Here is a 16,607-nt window from a genome sequence, read left to right as displayed (position 1 = left end):
ACGCAGCCGCTTCAAGGCATACGACACAGATCGCCGAATGCGCGCGACAGCGCGATGCGATGCAACTCGTCGAGCCGATGGCGCCGCGCGGCCTGCCGCTGGGCCCGATCGGTGCGCTGCACACAAGCCGCGCCGCGCGACTCCGACAACGCCGGGGCCAGGCTGTCGAGCAGATCCGCGTTGATGCCGTCCAGGCGCTCGCGCACCGGCGCCAGATCGATCGGTGCGGCCGGCCGACCCGCACGAGCCGGCTCGGCCAGCAAGCGGTACTGCACCAGTTTGTTGGCCTCGATCTGCGCCTTGAAGAACGCCGTCGCCTGCTCGCGGACGAGTCCGTGCGCGGCGGCCTGCTGGCCGAGCGTTTCGAGTTGCGACTGCTCGCGCGCGGCGTCTTCGACCGGTTTGCCGGACTGGCGTTTGCTCGCCGCGACCGTGTCGGCCAGCAGCAGGCGCTGCGCGCTCAGATCGGCCAGACGCTGCAAGGCCGCATCTGACTCGGTCGCCGGTTCGGCCGCGCAGGCCGCCATCGCGGCGAACGACAGCGTCGCGATCGCGGCGATCGTCGGCAGCCATCGAGCGGCAACGCGCAGCGGTCGCGGGGTGGAGTGGCGGCCCGGGTCGCTCGCGCCGCCGACAGGTCGGATCATTCGCGGATCTCTTTGCAAGGATGAGAGCAATCGCCGATCAAAACATGCCACGGTCCAGCGCGGCCAGGCCGCGTGAAACGCACAGCGAAGGTCCGCGCCCGGTTCGACACAACGCGCCCTGCCCGCCCTATTGCGCGGCGCAGAACGCCTGATAATCGATATAACCGGGAAACGCCCGCCCCGTCGCGCACACCGGGCAATCCGGGTCGGGACGCAGCCGGGTCTCGCGCATGCGCATGCCCAAGGCGTCGAAGTGCAGCAAACGTCCAGCCAGCGACTCGCCCAGGCCCAGGATCAGCTTGACCACTTCGGTGGCCTGGATCAGCCCGACCACGCCCGGCAGCACGCCGAGCACACCGGCCTCGGCGCAGTTGGGCGCGGCCTCCGGCGGCGGCGGTTGCGGAAACAGGCAGCGATAGCACGGGCACGCGCCGCGATGGCGGCCGGCGTCGAACACGCTGACCTGGCCTTCGAAACGATGGATCGCGCCGTACACCAACGGCTTGCCGAGTTTCACGCAGGCATCGTTGAGCAGATAACGCACCGGAAAATTATCCGCGCCGTCGAAGACCACATCGGCGTCGGCGATCAGGCGCTCGACGTTGTCGGAGGTAATACGCTCGGCGAAGGTCTCGACCTGCACCCGCGGATTCAAGGCGTTCAGCGCGATACGCGCCGACTCGACCTTGGCCACGCCGATGCGGTCTTCGGTGTGCAGGATCTGCCGTTGCAGATTGCTGCGGTCGACCACGTCGTCGTCGGCCAGCATCAAGGTACCGACGCCGGCGGCGGCCAGATAGAACGCGGCCGGCGATCCCAGCCCGCCGGCGCCGACCATCGCCACGCGCGCGGCCTGCAGCTTGCGCTGGCCGGCCTCGCCGACCTCGGGCAGGCGCAGATGGCGTGAATAACGGTCGTAGAAATCGCGGTCGGCTTCGGATTGCTCCGACACCACCATCAGCAGGCCTTCGGCGATCCAGCGCGCGGTGCCGCCGTCGACCGAAGCCACGCGGGCGTAACCGGCTTCGAGCAAGCGCTGCGCCGCGCGCAACGAACGCGCGCCGGATTGGCAGATCAGCACGATCTCGGCGCCGCGGTCGGGCAGATTCGCGTCCGGATCGGCTTCCAGCGCGTCCTTGGCGATGCCCAGGGAGTGTTCGGCGTGACCGGCGGCGCGTTCGTGGGCCTCGCGCACGTCGATCAGGATCGCGCCGGCCTGTTGCCGCTGACGCGCCTGCGCCGGGGAAATCTGTTCGATGCTCATGCGGCGATTATCGCTTGTCGCGAGAGCGTCGGGGCAGAGGCCGCGCGACGGTGTGTTGCGTGGAGGCCCGCAAGCCGACTACTCAGCCCAACGCATACGGCAACACCTCCATCACCGCACCCTCGCCCAGGCGCTGCGGCCCCTCGGGCACCACCATCAGCGCATCCGAATCGGCCGCCGCGCGCAGCCGGTGCGAACCGGTCGCCGGATTGGGATCGACCCGCAAACTCCCGTCTTCGCCGCTGAACAAACGGGCGCGGATGAACTCGCGACGCGGGTGGGTCTTCTCGATCGAACCGACCAGGCGCGCACGCCAGGTCGGGCGCGGCTCGGCACGGCCCTGCAGACCGTCGATCAAGGCGCGGCCGAAGCTGAGATACGTCGCCATCACCGAGACCGGATTGCCGGGCAAGCCCAGGAACCGCGCCTGATCCATGCTGGCGAACAGCAACGGCATGCCCGGGCGCATCTTCACCTTCCAAAAATGGATGCGGCCGAACTCGCCCAGCACCGCCGGGATGTGATCTTTCTCGCCGGCCGAGACCGCGCCGCAGGTGAACACCAGGTCGAAGGCGCAGGCCGCGTCGCGCAGCGCGATCTCGACCTGCTTGGGATCGTCGCGCAGACGCGGCCACGCGGTCGGCTCCAGCCCGTCGGCGCGCAGCAGCCCCATCAACAGGTCCCGGTTGCTGTCGTAGATCTGCCCCGGCGCCAACGGCATGCCCGGCTCGACCAGTTCGTCGCCGCTGGTGAATACCGCCACCGTCGGCCGCCGGTGCACGCTCAGGCCAGCCAGTCCCAACGAGGCCGCCAGCGACACCCGCGCGGGCGCGAGCACTTGCCCGGTGCGCAGCACGCGCTCGCCCTCGCGGACGTCTTCGGCCGCGTAGCGCACGTTCTGCCCGCGCGCGAGCGTCGGCACGATCACCCGATCGCCTTCGATGCGCACGTTCTCTTTGATCGCAACCGTGTCGGCGCCGGCCGGCAGCGGCGCGCCGGTGGTGATGCGCGCGCACTGGCCGGCGCCCACGCTCAATCCCACCGACAGACCGGCGAACTGCTCGCCGATCAGGCTCAGGGCGGTGTGCTCGCCGTCCAGATCGGCATGGCGCAGGGCGAAACCGTCCATCGCGCTGTTGTCGAACGGCGGCAGCGACAGCGGCGCATCCACGTCCTGCGCCAACACCCGCCCGTGACTTCGCGGTAACGCGAGGAATTCGCGGTCCAAGCGATGCTCGGCCGCGACCTGGGCCACGATCCCCATCGCGTCATCAAACAACAAGCCGGTCGGAAAATCGTTCATAGGCGCTCGCTTTGCGACCGCGTGGCGCGGTCTGGTTCACGGATCCGGGTCGGCGACGAAGCCGGCCGCGGCCAGATCGTCGGGCGTATTGAGATTGCCGAAGCGTAGGCCATCACGGCGCACCGCGGCCATGCCGAGTGCGGCCTGCAGTTCGCGCACGGCCAAGCGGCGCTGCGCGAACGCCAGCTTCAGGCCATCGCGCAATGCCGCCACCGGCCACAACGCGAACAAGGGCTGCACGCCGTCGTCGTCTACGGCATAGGCGCCCTGCCCCGTCTGCGCAGCGATCAGCACGGGCAGCAGATCCGCATCCAGGTTGACCGCATCCACCGGCAGGGTGAACAGCCATGGCGTCGTGCAGGTCGCGGCCAGCGCATCGAGGCCGCCGAGCGGGCCGAGATCCGGCGCCGCGTCGGCGACCGCGCGCAGACCGTTGGCGGCGTAGCGCTCCAGATCGCGATTGGCGCTGACCAGCATCTGGGCGACCCGCGGCGCATAGCACTCGGCCAAGCGCAGCACCTGCGCCCGGCCGTCGCGCCGCAGCCAAGCCTTGTCGATGCCGCCCAGCCGCGAAGCGCGGCCGCCGGCCAACAGACCCAGGCTCAGTTCAAAGGTGCCGATGCTCATGGGCAATGCGTTCGGGGCCAGCGGGGTTCGCCTCGTATTGTGCCCATTGATCCGTGCGCGAGTCGTGGCTGGACCGTCACGCTAAGGACGCGACTTACGAAGGTCGGCATGGCTTCGCGCTTGCATCGTCGGTGAGGTTGCGAGTCGGGGCTCAAGCCCCTCCCACAAAAGACTTCGGGCGGGCGCGGGGGATGAGGCGTCAGGCTGAGCTTGCGAGGTCCGAAGCTTTGCGCCGCCTCGCGCTTGCGTCGTCGGTGAGGCTGCGAGTCGGGGCTCAAGCCCCTCCCACAAAAGACTTCGGGCGGGCGCGGGGGATGAGGCGTCAGGCTGAGCTTGCGAGGTCCGAAGCTTTGCGTCGCCTCGCGCTTGCATCGTCGGTGAGGCTGCGAGTCGGGGCTCAAGCCCCTCCCACAAAAGACTTCGGCGGGCGCGGGGGATGAGGCGTTGGGCTGAGATTGCCAGGTCCGAAGCTTTGCGTCGCCTCGTGATGGCTGGCGCAATACATTTCGAGCCGGTTAGGCAAACAAAAAACCTCGCGGGCCGCGAGGTTTTTTGTGGGAGGGGCTTCAGCCCCGACACGAGACGCGATGCGGCTCGCAGCGATGGCGAAGCAGCCCGAGCCGCCAAACTTACTTCCCGCGCTTGACGTGCCGGATCAGTCGCTTCTTCTTCGCCACCTGCCGTTCGGTCAGCACGTTCTTCTTGCCTTCGTACGGGTTGCTGCCTTCCTTGAACACGAACCGCACCGGCGTGCCGACCAGCTTGAAACGCTTGCGGAAGAAATTCTCCAGATAGCGTTTGTAGCTGTCGCTGAGCGTGCGCAACCGGGTGCCGTGCACCACGAAGGTCGGCGGATTGGTCCCGGCCGGATGGGCGAAGCGCAGCTTGGGCACATGCCCGCGCACCACCGGCGGCGGATTGGTTTCGTAGGCGATTTCCATCGCCTTGGTGACTTCGCTGGTGCCGATCTCGATGGTCGCCGAGGCATGCGCGCGATGGATCGCAGCGAACAGTTCGCGCAGGCCCGAGCCGTGCTTGGCGCTGATGCGCACCGGTTCGGCCCATTCGACGAAGGCCAGCTTGCGCTGCAACAGGTTTTCGGTCTGCTGACGCTGATATTCGGTCTGCCCGTCCCACTTGTTGACCGCGACCACCAGCGCGCGGCCGGCATCGAGCGCATAGCCGAGCACGCTGGCGTCCTGATCGGTTACGCCTTCGCCGGCGTCGAGCATGACCACCGCGACCTGGCACTGCTCGATCGCCTGCAGGGTCTTGATGATCGAAAACTTCTCGACCGCTTCCTCGACCTTGGACTTGCGCCGCACGCCGGCGGTGTCGACCAACCGGTACAGGCGGCCGTCGCGCTCCATGTCGATGGCGACCGAGTCGCGGGTGGTGCCGGGCACGTCGGACGCGATCATCCGCTCCTCGCCGAGCAGACGGTTGACCAGGGTCGACTTGCCCACGTTCGGACGGCCAATGAAGGCCACGCGCACGCGGTTGGGATCGTTGTCGAGCTCGGCCGTGGTGCCTTCTTCGGGCAGACGCGCGAACACCTCGGCCAACAGTTCGTCGATGCCCTGACGGTGCGCGGACGACACCGCGATCGCGTCGCGGATGCCGTAGCGGGCGAAATCGTTGATCGCCGCGCGTGCGTCGAGGCCGTCGGTCTTGTTGACCACCAGCAGGGTCGGCCGCGCGGACTTGCGCAGCCAGGCCAGTATCTCGTCGTCCAGCGCCGAGGCGCCTTCGCGGCCGTCGACCACGAACAGCACCAGATCGGCCTCTTCGGCCGCGGCGCGCGCCTGGCGCGCGGTCGCGCCGGCCAGACCCTCGTCCTTGCCGGCGATGCCGCCGGTGTCCACGACCGCGAACGGGCGCTGGCCCTCGGGCCGGCAGACGCCGTAGTGGCGGTCGCGGGTGACGCCCGGCTCGTCGTGGACGAGCGCGTCGCGGCTGCGCGTAAGCGCGTTGAACAGGGTGGATTTTCCGACGTTGGGGCGGCCAACGAGGGCGACTAGGGGCAGCATGATTGAGGAGCCGGGATTCGAGATTCGGGATTTGGGAGTCGCAGAACGGACGTTCTGCGCGGCCGTTGTTGCCGTGCGGCACCGATTTTGCGGGTGCCAATGGCCTACATAGTGCCAGAGCGGCCGCGAACGCGTCGGTAAAACGAGGCGATGACGGTCCGCCAGGACCATTCGACGCTTGATAAAGGGAACCTACGCGGCCACTCAAAACGAACGGCCCGGCTCGGCTGATCGCCGATCCGGGCCGCGTACTGCCAGGATAAGTGGAGGATGGGGATCCGCGAACCGCCGTTCGGCGCCGTTCGAATCCCTAATCCCCAATCTCGAATCCCGGCTTCACTGCAACTTGAACGCGGTCAGCTCGCCCTTGACGTTCTGCACGATCAGCACGCCGTCGGCGACCACCGGGGCGGCCTTGAGCGGCTTGCCGCCGGCGCGCGCGCGCGCGGCGAACTCGCCGGTGTCGAGCTTCATCCAATGCACGTAGCCGTCGAAATCGCCGACCACCGCGTAATCGCCCTGCACCGCCGCGCCGGTCAGATTGCGGCGCGCCAGCGAGGGCTGCGACCACAATGCGCTGCCGCCGCTCTTGTCCAGGCCGTAAACGATGCCGGTCGGATCGCTGACCACCACTTTGTCGGCGCTCACGCCCACGCGGCCGACGCCGCCGTGTTCGCTCGACCACAGCGGACGGCCGCTCGGCGCATCGATGGCGACGGTGTGTTTCTTGAAGCTGCTCGCGAACAGCGTGGTGCCTTCCAGCACCGGGGTGCCGTCGACGTCGGCCATGCGATCGAGTTCGCTGCGGCCTTCGGGCTGCGACACCGCCTGATCCCAGGTGCTGTTGCCGTCGCCGGCGGCCAGCGCGCTGAGCGTGCCGTCGTCGTTGCCGACGAACACGTAGCCCGGGCCGAGAACCGGCGAACCGTTGCCGCGCACCGACAGCATCGGCACTTCGTGATTCCAGAACCAGCGACGCTCGCCGCTGGCCGTATCGAACGCGGTGACCCGGCCGTCGTTGGAGCGCACGAACACCATGCCCAAACCGATGGTCGGCGCGGCGATGACTTCATTGGTGACCTTGGCGGTCCACTTCTCCGCGCCGGTGGCCGCGTCGAGCGCGATCACTTCGCCGTCCAGACCGCCGATCACGACCAGGCCTTCGCCCGCACCGGGACCGCCGGACAGGCGGATTTCCTTGTCCTTCTTGTCCTTGTCCTTGCGCATCGGCACGTAATGCCAGACTTCCTTGCCGCTGAGCAGATCGTAGGCGTGCACGCCGCCCTTGATCGCGGCCGCATACACGCGGCCGTCGGCGACGGTCGGGCCCTGGCCCACGCCGATCCGGTCCTCGCCCTTGCCGGCGTTGACCGACCAGATCTTGTCGACCTTGATGCTGGGGGTGATGTCGGTGAGTTCGGTCGGCTCGTTGGGCTTGCCGTCGTCCTTCTTCTTGCCGCCGAACCAGCCCTTGACGGTGGAGCAGCCGCTCAGCGCGAAAGCGCACAGCACGACAGCGGCGGTGGCGCGGACAGCGGCGCCGGAGGACATCTTCTGGGCTTGGATCATTAAGACTTGGCCTCGGGCTTGACCGGCGTGCCGCCGGCTTCGGTGAGCTTGAGTTCGAGCAGGCGGCGACGCGGCGAGGCTTGGTCGAGCTTGCCGAGCGCGGCGTTGTATTCGTTGCGGGCCAGATCGGCCTTGCCGAGCGCGAACTGCGCGTCGCCGCGCACTTCGATCGCCATCGGCGAGGTCGACTTGCCGAGCAGCTTGACCGCTTCGGCGGGCTTCTTGGCGTCGATCAGCAAACGCGCCAGGCGCTGGGTGACGATGTCGGCCATGGCCGCGTCGTCGGTCTTGATGCCCTGCAAAGTAGCGATGGCGACGTCGCGCTGGTCGGCCTCGACCTGCGATTTGGCCAGTTCCAACGCGGCCAGGGTCTGGTACATGCCCGCAGGCAACGCCTTGACCTTGGTCGCGGCGGCCTTGTCCTTGGCGCCGACCGCATCGACCGCGGCCTGGAACTCGGAAGCGGCCTTGCCGTGCTGTTCGAGCTGATGGTTGCCCCACCACTTCCAACCGCCGATCGCGGCCAGGCCCAGGGCGATGCCGCCGATCAGGCCGGCGCCGTTGGCGCGCAGCCAGGACAGTACGCGTTCGCTTTGTTCGTGTTCGTCGAGCAGGTCGTCTATCGCCATGATGCGCCGTCGCTAAGCTGACTGAAACGGCCCGCCACCGCGCGGACGCGGCGGAATGGGCCGTAATGGACCGGCCCGATGCCGCACTTATCGCAGCGTCGGGCCGATGAGGGTGTTCGCGGACCCGCGCAGCGGGTCAGTCAGAGACCGGCGCGAGGGAACCGTCAGAGGATAGCGTAAAGCGCGCGACGTTCGCGCGGCTGAACGGCGCCAGATCGACCGGTTGGCCGGCGTTGCGGACTTCGACCGCGGAGGTGTTGCCCAGACGCACGCTGGCGACGTCGCTGGGGGTGTAGCTGCGCTCCTGGCCTGCGCCGAGGATGCCTTCTTCCAGCTTGCTGCCGTCGGTGCCGACGATCTGCACCCAACTGTCGCCGCTGAACTTGAAACTCAGGGTCTTGACCGCCTGCGCGGGCAGCGGCGGTGCCATCGAAGCGATCAGCGGCGTGCGCTGCGGCGGCGTGGCGGCCGGTTGCCGATTCGCGCCCGGCTCGGGCGCGACCGCGCTGGAACCGGCCGGAATCGTGGCCATGTCCAGCGATTGCACGGTGGAGTTGCTGCTGGGATGACGCGTGGCGATCCAGATCGGCACCGCGATGGCCGCGGTCATGACGATGTAAACGGCCCGGCGAGTGGTTTGCTCGAACACGCGGCGATAGCGCGGCGTGTGGGTATGGCTGATCAGTTCCGACGGCGCGGTCGATGCGACCGGCGTGCCACTGAGCTGGCTTTCCAGGTCGATGCCGACCAGACGCGCATAGCTGCGCAATTGGCCGCGCACGAACACCGGCGCGCCGATGCTGGCGATATCGTCGTTTTCCAACGATTGGACGACGCGCGACGGCATTTTGAGCCGCGCGGCCACTTCCTCTATGGACAGCCCCGCCGCCTCGCGAGCCTGTTTAAGACGCGCGCCACAGCTTCCGCCGCCATCAGGCGCGAATTCGTTCGACTGCATCATCACTTACCGCCATCCCCCGATTCGGAGCCCTGCGCGTCAGGGAACTCCGCCCTCATTCGCTGAACGTATCTCGCGGCGGCTGCCCTGTCGCCGAGTTTTTGTTCGATTTGTGACGCAGTCATCAGCGCTTCAGCTGAAATAGGCTCAAGAGCTAAGCGCCGTTCAGAAAAAGCCCGCGCCTCGAAGGCATTGCCCAGACGCAGTTGCCGCTTGGCCATCGCGCTCAGCGCCAGGGTGCTGCTCGGATCGAGCGACAAGGCCATGCGCAGATCGCGATCGGCGCGTTCGCCCTGCCCCAGCTGATCGGCGCAGGCGCCGCTGTTGGCCAAGGCCACCGCCGGGCTGTTGTACTCGGGATCGGTCATAGCACGATCGAAGTAACCCATCGCCTCGCTGGCCCGCCGGTTACCGCACAGCCACACGCCGTAATTGTTCAGCGCCGCGCCCCGGGTCGGCGCCAGTTCGGTCGCCTTGCGGTAGTAGCCGCCGGCTTCGGCGCCCTTGCCGTCGCGCTCGGCCAGCAGCGCCATCAGGCTGTAGGCCTCGGCCGACTTGGGATCGAACTTGAGCGCCTGCTTGAGCTCGTCGCGGGCCTTGGCCACATCGCCGGTCTGCAGAAAGTGCTGCGCCGACAGCACCCGTCCCATCGCGGCGCTCTCGCCGCCGGCCGCCTTGCGCTTGTCACTGAAGTCGTAGGTCGGCGCGACCTGCTCGTAGCCTTTGCGCTCCATGTTCGGCCGAATGAAGCTGAGCCGGTTGCAGGCGCTGACCGCCAGCACGACCAGCACCAGCATCGCCACGCCGCGCATGCGCGCGCCGACCACGGCCCGCTGTGCCGGATCAAGCCGCGGCATGGCCGATGTCCCTGTCCGTGCCGTTGCCGTCCAGCCCCTGGGCCTGCAGTTGTTTACGGAACTCGGTCTGGCGCCGGGTGCGGTCCATGACCTGGCCCTTGAGCTGGCCGCACGCGGCGTCGATATCGTCGCCGCGCGTACGCCGCACCGGCGCGATCATGCCGGCATCGTTGAGCAGCTTTTGGAATGCGCGGATCGCCGCTTCGTCCGGACGTTCGAAACGGGTGCCCGGGAACGGGTTGAACGGGATCAGATTGACCTTGGCGGCATCCTTCATCTGCACCGCGTTGTCGAACTGACGCAGCAGACGGACCAGCTGGCGCGCGTGCGTGGGCTGATCGTTGACGCCCTTCATCAGGGTGTACTCGAAGGTGACCGAGGTGCCGCGCTTGCGCAGTGCGTAACGCACGCAGGCTTCCATCAGTTGTTCGATCGGGTATTTCTTGTTGAGCGGCACCAGCTGGCTGCGCAACTCGTCGTTGGCCGCGTGCAGCGAGACCGCGAGCGAGACGTCGCTGACCTCGCCGAGCTTGTCGATCATCGGCACCATGCCGGCGGTCGACAGGGTCACGCGCTTGTTGGCCAGGCCGTAGCCTAGATCGTCGCGCATGATGCTCATCGCGCGCACGACGTTGTCGAAATTCGCCAGCGGCTCGCCCATGCCCATCATCACCACGTTGGTGAGCTTGCGCTGCTGATGCGGGACATTGCCCAGGTGACGCGCCGCGACCCAGACCTGGCCGATGATCTCGGCGGTCGTCAGATTGCGGTTGAAGCCCTGGGTCGCGGTCGAACAGAACTGGCAGTTCAAGGCGCAACCGACCTGCGAAGACACGCACAACGTGCCCCGGCCCTTGTCGGGGATGAAGACCGCCTCGATGGCGTTCTTGGGGTCCATGCCGAGCAGCCACTTGTGGGTGCCGTCGGTGGAAGGCTTGTCGAACACGACCATCGGCGCGCGCACTTGCGCATGCGCTTCGAGCTTGGCGCGCAGCACCTTGCCCAGGTCGGTCATGTCGTTGAAGTCGGTGACGTAACGGTGATGGATCCACTTCATCACCTGATGCGCGCGGTAGCGCTTCTCGCCCAGGGTCTGCTCAAAGAAGTCTTCGAGTTGAACGCGGTCGAGATCGAACAGATTGGTCTTGCCGTTGTCGGGGACGGCGGCGCCGAAGGATATCGGCGCCGTCGTCTCGGCCTCGACCTGAGCGATCGGAATCCGCGCGCGCGCGGCCGATTCCGTCGTCTGCGTGTCGCCGGCGAGCGGAAGATCGTTTGCGTTGTCGCGGATGTCGTTCACTGGGGTCTCGTAACGTGTTGCTTAGCGCGCGTACACGTCGGTGGCCGGGAAGAAGTACGCGATTTCGATCGCGGCGTTCTCCAGGCTGTCCGAACCGTGCACGGCATTGGCGTCGATGCTGTCGGCGAAGTCGGCGCGGATGGTGCCCGGCGCGGCGTCCTTCGGATTGGTGGCGCCCATCAGGTCGCGGTGCTTGAGCACGGCGTTGTCGCCCTGCAGGGTCTGGATCATCACCGGGCCGCTGATCATGAACTCGACCAGCGAGGCGAAGAACGGACGCTCGCGATGCACCGCGTAGAAGCCTTCCGCTTCCTGCTTGGACAGGTGCTTCATCTTGGCGGCAACGACCTTGAGGCCGGCCTTCTCGAAACGGGCGTAGATCTCACCCACGACGTTCTTGGCGACGGCGTCGGGCTTGATGATGGACAGGGTGCGCTCCAGCGCCATGGAAAGTCTCCGGGTAGGCGGGCCGCTTGCGGTCGGCCCTGAGAATAACAGAAAACCCGCGACGAAACGCGGGTTTAGCCGATATGGCTCCCGTAATTCTACATGTAACCACGCGCTCGCCGCCACATCCCGGATGCGACGGCGCGCTGGTTTGGCGAGCCCCTTGCCGCGGGGCGCCGACCCGGTGCCTCGCCTCCGGAACGAGATCGCGCAGACGATTTGCGACGCGCGACACACCGCACCGGTCCACCCGGCACGCCAACCGCCAGATCCGGCTCAGTCCGTCCTCCTTGGGTGGATTGACGCCGCCACGCCCTGGGACTAGCATCAAACAAGCGTTTGATTCATGCCGCCGCTTTAAGACAAGACCAGCGTCCACGACCCGCGCCCGGCCCCGCCCGCGCCGGGCCATCCCCCGCTCCCGGAGTCCGCCCGTCCGCATGTCCAGCACCGCTCATTTCTCGACCAAGGACCGCATCCTCGGCGCCGCCGAAGAGTTGTTCGCCCAGTTCGGCTTCACCGGCACCTCGCTGCGCCAGGTCACCAGCCGCGCCGACGTCAACATCGCCGCGGTCAACTACCACTTCGGCAGCAAGGAAAACCTGGTCAACGAGGTATTCCGCCGGCGCATGGACGAGATGACCGAGCAGCGCATGAGTGCGCTCAAGGCCGCGACGGCCCAACATCCGGGCGAGTTGGAGCCGATCCTGGCGGCCTTCGTGCAGCCGGCCCTGGCGCTGGCCCAGGACCGCAACGGCGGCGGCGCCTTCGTGCGGGTGATCGCCCGCGCCTACGCCGAAAAGAACGACAGCCTGCGCAAGTTCCTGTCCGACCACTATGGCCACGTGCTGCGCGAGTTCGCCAAGGCCATCGCCGTGGCGGTGCCGGGGCTGACCAAGGAAGAACTGTACTGGCGCCTGGATTTCCTGGCCGGGTCGCTGACCTACGCCATGGCCGACTTCGGCCTGATCAAGCGTCCCGCTGGCGTCACCGAGTCGGCGCATCGTGAACGCGCCGCGCGCGAACTGATCCGTTTCGCCGCCGCCGGCTTCAAGAGCTGAGCGGCGCAGGCCCGGTCCCGGCGGGGACCGGCGCCGCCGGCGTGCCCAGTGCACCGGCGATTTCACCCGCCCGCTCTTAACGAGCGAGTCCCTCCCCCTCGCCACGTCCCAGATTCTCGAATTCCTTCAAGGAGTTGTAGACGATGTCCAACCAATTGCTAGTCCGTCGCGCCGCGGTCCTCGGGGCCGGCGTCATGGGCGCCCAGATCGCCGCGCACCTCACCAACGCCGGCGTCGACACGGTCCTGTTCGATCTGGCCGCCAAAGAGGGCGACCCCAACGGCATCGTCAACAAGGCCATCGCCAACCTGGCCAAGCTCAGCCCGGCGCCGCTGGCCAGCAAGGCCCTGGCCGAGCGCCTGACCGCCGCCAACTACGACACCGGCCTGGAACTGCTGGCCGGTTGCGACCTGGTGATCGAAGCGATCGCCGAACGCATGGATTGGAAGCAGGACCTGTACAAGAAGATCGCCGCACACGTGCCCGACCACGCGGTGCTGGCTTCCAACACCTCGGGCCTGGGCATCAACAAGCTCGCCGAAGTGCTGCCCGAACAGCTGCGTCACCGCTTCCTCGGCGTGCATTTCTTCAACCCGCCGCGCTACATGCATCTGGCCGAGCTGATCCCGGCCAAGACCACCGACGCCTCGGTGCTGGAAGGCCTGGAAACGTTCCTGACCACGACGCTCGGCAAGGGTGTGGTGATCGCCAAGGACACCCCGAACTTCATCGGCAACCGCGTCGGCGTGTTCTCGATGCTTGCCGCGATGCATCACACGGAACAATTCGGCCTGGGCTTCGACACCGTCGACGCGCTGACCGGCCCGGCCATCGGCCGTCCCAAGTCGGCGACCTACCGCACCGCCGACGTGGTCGGTCTGGATACCATGGCCCACGTCATCAAGACCATGGCCGACACCCTGCCCGACGATCCGTGGCATCAGTACTTCAAGGCGCCCAAGTGGTTGAGCGCGCTGGTCGAAAAAGGCGCGCTGGGCCAGAAGGCCGGCGCCGGTTTCTACACCAAGAAGGGCAAGGACATCCTGGTCCTGGACCTGAAGGCGCAGGACTACCGCATCAGCGCCGGCGAACTCGACGCCGACGTCGCGGCGCTGCTCAAGGAAAAAGATCCGGCCAAGAAGTTCGCCGCGCTGCGCGCCAGCACCAATGCGCAGGCGCAGTTCCTGTGGGCGACCTTCCGCGACACCTTCCACTACAGCGCCTTCCATCTGGAATCGATCGCCGACACCGCGCGCGACGTCGATTTCGCCATGCGCTGGGGCTACGGCTGGTCGCTGGGCCCGTTCGAAACCTGGCAGGCCTCGGGCTGGAAGCAGGTCGCCGACTGGATCGCCGAAGACATCGTCGCCGGCAAGGCGATGGCCAGCGCCGCGCTGCCGAACTGGGTGTTCGACGGCCGCGAAGGCGTGCACAGCAAGGACGGCAGCTTCAGCCCGGGCCGCGGCGCGCAGGTGCCGCGTTCGTCCAACCCGGTGTACGCGCGTCAGCGTTTCCCCGACGCGCTGCTCGGCGAGAAGTTCTCGCAGGGCCAGACCGTGTTCGAGAACGACGGCATCCGCCTGTGGGCCGATGAAGGCGACGACATCGCGGTGATCAGCTTCAAGACCAAGATGCACACGGTCAACGACCATGTGCTCAACGGAATCCAGGAAGCCATCGCCCTCGCCGAGAAGAAGTTCAAGGGCGTGGTGATCTGGCAGCCGAAGGAGCCGTTCTCGGCCGGCGCCGATCTGTCCGGCGCGCTGGGCCTGCTGCAGGCCGGCGATCTGAAGGGCTTCGATGCAATGGTCGCCAACTTCCAGGCCACCAGCCAGCGCATCAAGTACTCGCTGGTGCCGGTGGTCGCGGCGGTGCGCGGTCTCGCGCTCGGCGGCGGTTGCGAATTCCAGATGCATTCGGCGCGCAGCGTGTTCGCGCTGGAAAGCTACATCGGCTTGGTCGAGGCCGGCGTCGGCCTGCTGCCGGCCGGTGGCGGTCTGAAGGAATTCGCGGTGCGTGCTTCTGAAGCGGCCGGTCCGGGCGGCGACGTGTTCGCCGAGCTCAAGACCGCGTTCGAGAGCGTGGCGATGGGCAAGGTCTCGACCTCGGCCTTCGAAGCGCGCGAACTCAAGCTGGCCCGCGAAGGCGACCGCGTGGTGTTCAACGCGTTCGAACTGCTGCACGTGGCCAAGGCGCAGGCGCGCGCGCTGGCCGAAAGCGGCTACCGCCCGCCGCTGCCGGGCCGCCGCATCCAGGTCGCCGGCGACGTCGGTATCGCCACATTCAAGATGATGCTGGTGAACATGCTCGAAGGCCGCTTCATCTCGCCGCACGACTACGAGATCGCCACCCGCATCGCCACCGTGATCTGCGGCGGCGAAGTCGACCGCGGCGCGCTGGTCGACGAGCAATGGCTGCTCAAGCTCGAACGCGAACACTTCGTGGCCTTGGCGCAGATGCCCAAGACGCAGGAGCGCATCGCGCACATGCTCAAGACCGGCAAGCCGCTGCGTAACTAAGCGACGACGACTACAGGAATCATAGACATGACCAAGCAAGTTCAAGACGCCTACATCGTCGCCGCCACCCGTACCCCGGTCGGCAAGGCCCCGCGCGGCGTGTTCCGCAATACCCGTCCCGACGACATGCTCGCGCATGTGCTCAAGTCGGTCGTCGCGCAGGCGCCGGGCATCGATCTGAACCGCATCGACGACGCGATCATCGGCTGCGCCATGCCCGAGGGCGAGCAAGGCATGAACGTGGCGCGCATCGGCGTGCTGCTGGCCGGCCTGCCCAACACGATCGCCGCGCAGACCATCAACCGCTTCTGCTCGTCCGGCCTGCAGGCCGTGGCGCTGGCCGCCAACGAAATCCGTCTGGGCAATTCCGATCTGGTCTTGGCCGGCGGCACCGAGTCGATGTCGATGGTGCCGATGATGGGCAACAAGGTCGCGCTGTCGCCGAGCGTGTTCAACGACGACCACGTCGCCATCGCCTACGGCATGGGCATCACCGCCGAGAAGGTCGCCGAGGAATGGAATATCTCGCGCGAGGATCAGGATGCGTTCGCCCTCGCCTCGCATCAAAAGGCGATCGCCGCGCAGGCCGCGGGCGAGTTCAAGAGCGAAATCAGCCCGTATGAAGTGATCTCGCACCAGCCCGATCTGTCCGGCAATCTGATCAAGCTGCGCAAGACACTGGTCGAACTCGACGAAGGTCCGCGTCCGGATGCGTCGCTGGAAGCGCTGGGCAAGCTCAAGCCGGTGTTCCGCAACGGCCAGTTCGGCGGCAGCGTGACCGCCGGTACGAGTTCGCAGATGAGCGACGGCGCCGCCGCCGTGCTGCTGGCCTCGGGCCAGGCGGTGAAGGATTACGGCCTGACCCCGCTCGCGCGCTTCGTCAGCTTCTCGGTCGCCGGCGTGCGTCCGGAAGTGATGGGCATCGGCCCGATCGCGGCGATTCCCAAGGCGCTCAAGCAGGCCGGCCTGAGCCAGGACCAGATCGACTGGATCGAGCTCAACGAAGCCTTCGCCGCGCAGGCCCTGGCGGTGATCCGCGACAGCGGCCTGGACCCGTCCAAGGTCAACCCGCTCGGCGGCGCGATCGCGCTCGGCCACCCGCTCGGTGCGACCGGCGCGATCCGCACCGCGACGATCGTGCATGGTCTGCAACGCCGTAAGCAGAAGTACGGCCTGGTGACCATGTGCATCGGCACCGGCATGGGCGCGGCAGGCGTGTTCGAATCGCTGTAAGCGGCGCGGCAGTCCGCTGAGCTTCAATCAGAACCCCGGGGCGACCCGGGGTTTTGTTTTGCCGGCGCCGAGGGGTGGGCGTTCGCGCATTTGGCCGAGATCCGCCCCTGGGTCCGGCGCCTCGCCCATGATGGGATGAGATGATCGGCGTCGATCGCCGGAC

General features: G+C 67.3%; 14 protein-coding genes. 3 read left to right on the top strand and 11 right to left on the bottom strand.

All coding sequences use genetic code 11. The features are described 5' to 3' along the window. Positions 1 to 11: 11 nt before the first annotated feature. From ACTOWJ_RS23110 to ndk, 11 genes are all read right to left on the bottom strand, one after another. On the bottom strand, positions 12 to 647 hold the full coding sequence (locus ACTOWJ_RS23110) for a chorismate mutase (RefSeq protein WP_441336970.1): 636 nt from the start codon (positions 645 to 647) through the stop codon (positions 12 to 14). Between the two features lie 127 nt (positions 648 to 774). Next, positions 775 to 1,911, bottom strand: coding sequence for a molybdopterin-synthase adenylyltransferase MoeB (gene moeB, locus ACTOWJ_RS23105; RefSeq protein WP_441336969.1), 1,137 nt, complete (start codon positions 1,909 to 1,911; stop codon positions 775 to 777). 82 nt (positions 1,912 to 1,993) lie between these two features. After that, positions 1,994 to 3,214, bottom strand: a complete 1,221-nt coding sequence (locus ACTOWJ_RS23100; protein WP_441336968.1) for a molybdopterin molybdotransferase MoeA — start codon at positions 3,212 to 3,214, stop codon at positions 1,994 to 1,996. Between the two features lie 36 nt (positions 3,215 to 3,250). Further along, complete coding sequence (mobA, locus tag ACTOWJ_RS23095; protein ID WP_441336967.1) at positions 3,251 to 3,841, bottom strand: molybdenum cofactor guanylyltransferase; 591 nt, start codon at positions 3,839 to 3,841, stop codon at positions 3,251 to 3,253. Positions 3,842 to 4,470: 629 nt separating this feature from the next. Continuing rightward, positions 4,471 to 5,871 carry a ribosome biogenesis GTPase Der gene (gene der / locus ACTOWJ_RS23090; RefSeq protein WP_441336966.1) on the bottom strand — a complete coding sequence of 467 codons (1,401 nt, stop codon included), beginning with the start codon at positions 5,869 to 5,871 and terminating at the stop codon, positions 4,471 to 4,473. A 336-nt stretch (positions 5,872 to 6,207) separates the two neighbouring features. Beyond that, positions 6,208 to 7,422 carry an outer membrane protein assembly factor BamB gene (gene bamB / locus ACTOWJ_RS23085; protein ID WP_441337090.1) on the bottom strand — a complete coding sequence of 405 codons (1,215 nt, stop codon included), beginning with the start codon at positions 7,420 to 7,422 and terminating at the stop codon, positions 6,208 to 6,210. A gap of 17 nt (positions 7,423 to 7,439) precedes the next feature. Continuing rightward, a complete protein-coding gene (locus ACTOWJ_RS23080) occupies positions 7,440 to 8,069 on the bottom strand; it encodes a YfgM family protein (RefSeq protein ID WP_441336965.1) in 630 nt (209 codons plus the stop codon). 136 nt (positions 8,070 to 8,205) lie between these two features. Next, positions 8,206 to 9,033 (bottom strand): helix-turn-helix domain-containing protein, encoded by an 828-nt coding sequence (locus tag ACTOWJ_RS23075; RefSeq protein ID WP_441336964.1) that lies wholly within the window; start codon positions 9,031 to 9,033, stop codon positions 8,206 to 8,208. Next, positions 9,030 to 9,884, bottom strand: coding sequence for a type IV pilus biogenesis/stability protein PilW (gene pilW / locus ACTOWJ_RS23070; RefSeq protein WP_441336963.1), 855 nt, complete (start codon positions 9,882 to 9,884; stop codon positions 9,030 to 9,032). Before pilW ends, ACTOWJ_RS23075 begins: the two co-directional genes overlap by 4 nt. Continuing rightward, entirely contained in the window at positions 9,871 to 11,064 is a 1,194-nt protein-coding gene (rlmN, locus tag ACTOWJ_RS23065; RefSeq protein ID WP_441337089.1) for a 23S rRNA (adenine(2503)-C(2))-methyltransferase RlmN, read from the bottom strand. The genes pilW and rlmN overlap by 14 nt, the downstream gene beginning before the upstream one ends. A gap of 141 nt (positions 11,065 to 11,205) precedes the next feature. Continuing rightward, positions 11,206 to 11,631 carry a nucleoside-diphosphate kinase gene (gene ndk, locus ACTOWJ_RS23060; RefSeq protein WP_441336962.1) on the bottom strand — a complete coding sequence of 142 codons (426 nt, stop codon included), beginning with the start codon at positions 11,629 to 11,631 and terminating at the stop codon, positions 11,206 to 11,208. A 440-nt stretch (positions 11,632 to 12,071) separates the two neighbouring features. Here ndk and ACTOWJ_RS23055 point away from each other — a divergent pair, with 440 nt between their 5' ends. The 3 genes from ACTOWJ_RS23055 to ACTOWJ_RS23045 all read left to right on the top strand — a co-directional run bounded on the left by ACTOWJ_RS23055 (position 12,072) and on the right by ACTOWJ_RS23045 (position 16,444). After that, entirely contained in the window at positions 12,072 to 12,692 is a 621-nt protein-coding gene (locus tag ACTOWJ_RS23055) for a TetR/AcrR family transcriptional regulator (RefSeq protein WP_441336961.1), read from the top strand. Between the two features lie 143 nt (positions 12,693 to 12,835). After that, a complete protein-coding gene (locus tag ACTOWJ_RS23050) occupies positions 12,836 to 15,211 on the top strand; it encodes a 3-hydroxyacyl-CoA dehydrogenase/enoyl-CoA hydratase family protein (protein ID WP_441336960.1) in 2,376 nt (791 codons plus the stop codon). A gap of 27 nt (positions 15,212 to 15,238) precedes the next feature. Then, complete coding sequence (locus ACTOWJ_RS23045; RefSeq protein ID WP_441336959.1) at positions 15,239 to 16,444, top strand: acetyl-CoA C-acyltransferase; 1,206 nt, start codon at positions 15,239 to 15,241, stop codon at positions 16,442 to 16,444. The last annotated feature ends 163 nt before the right edge of the window (positions 16,445 to 16,607 follow it).

It is taken from the genome of Lysobacter sp. CA199 (genome assembly GCF_052078715.1).
Classification (GTDB): domain Bacteria; phylum Pseudomonadota; class Gammaproteobacteria; order Xanthomonadales; family Xanthomonadaceae; genus Lysobacter.
Note: the sequence above shows the minus strand (reverse complement) of the source record. Positions and strands in the feature narration are given on the sequence as shown.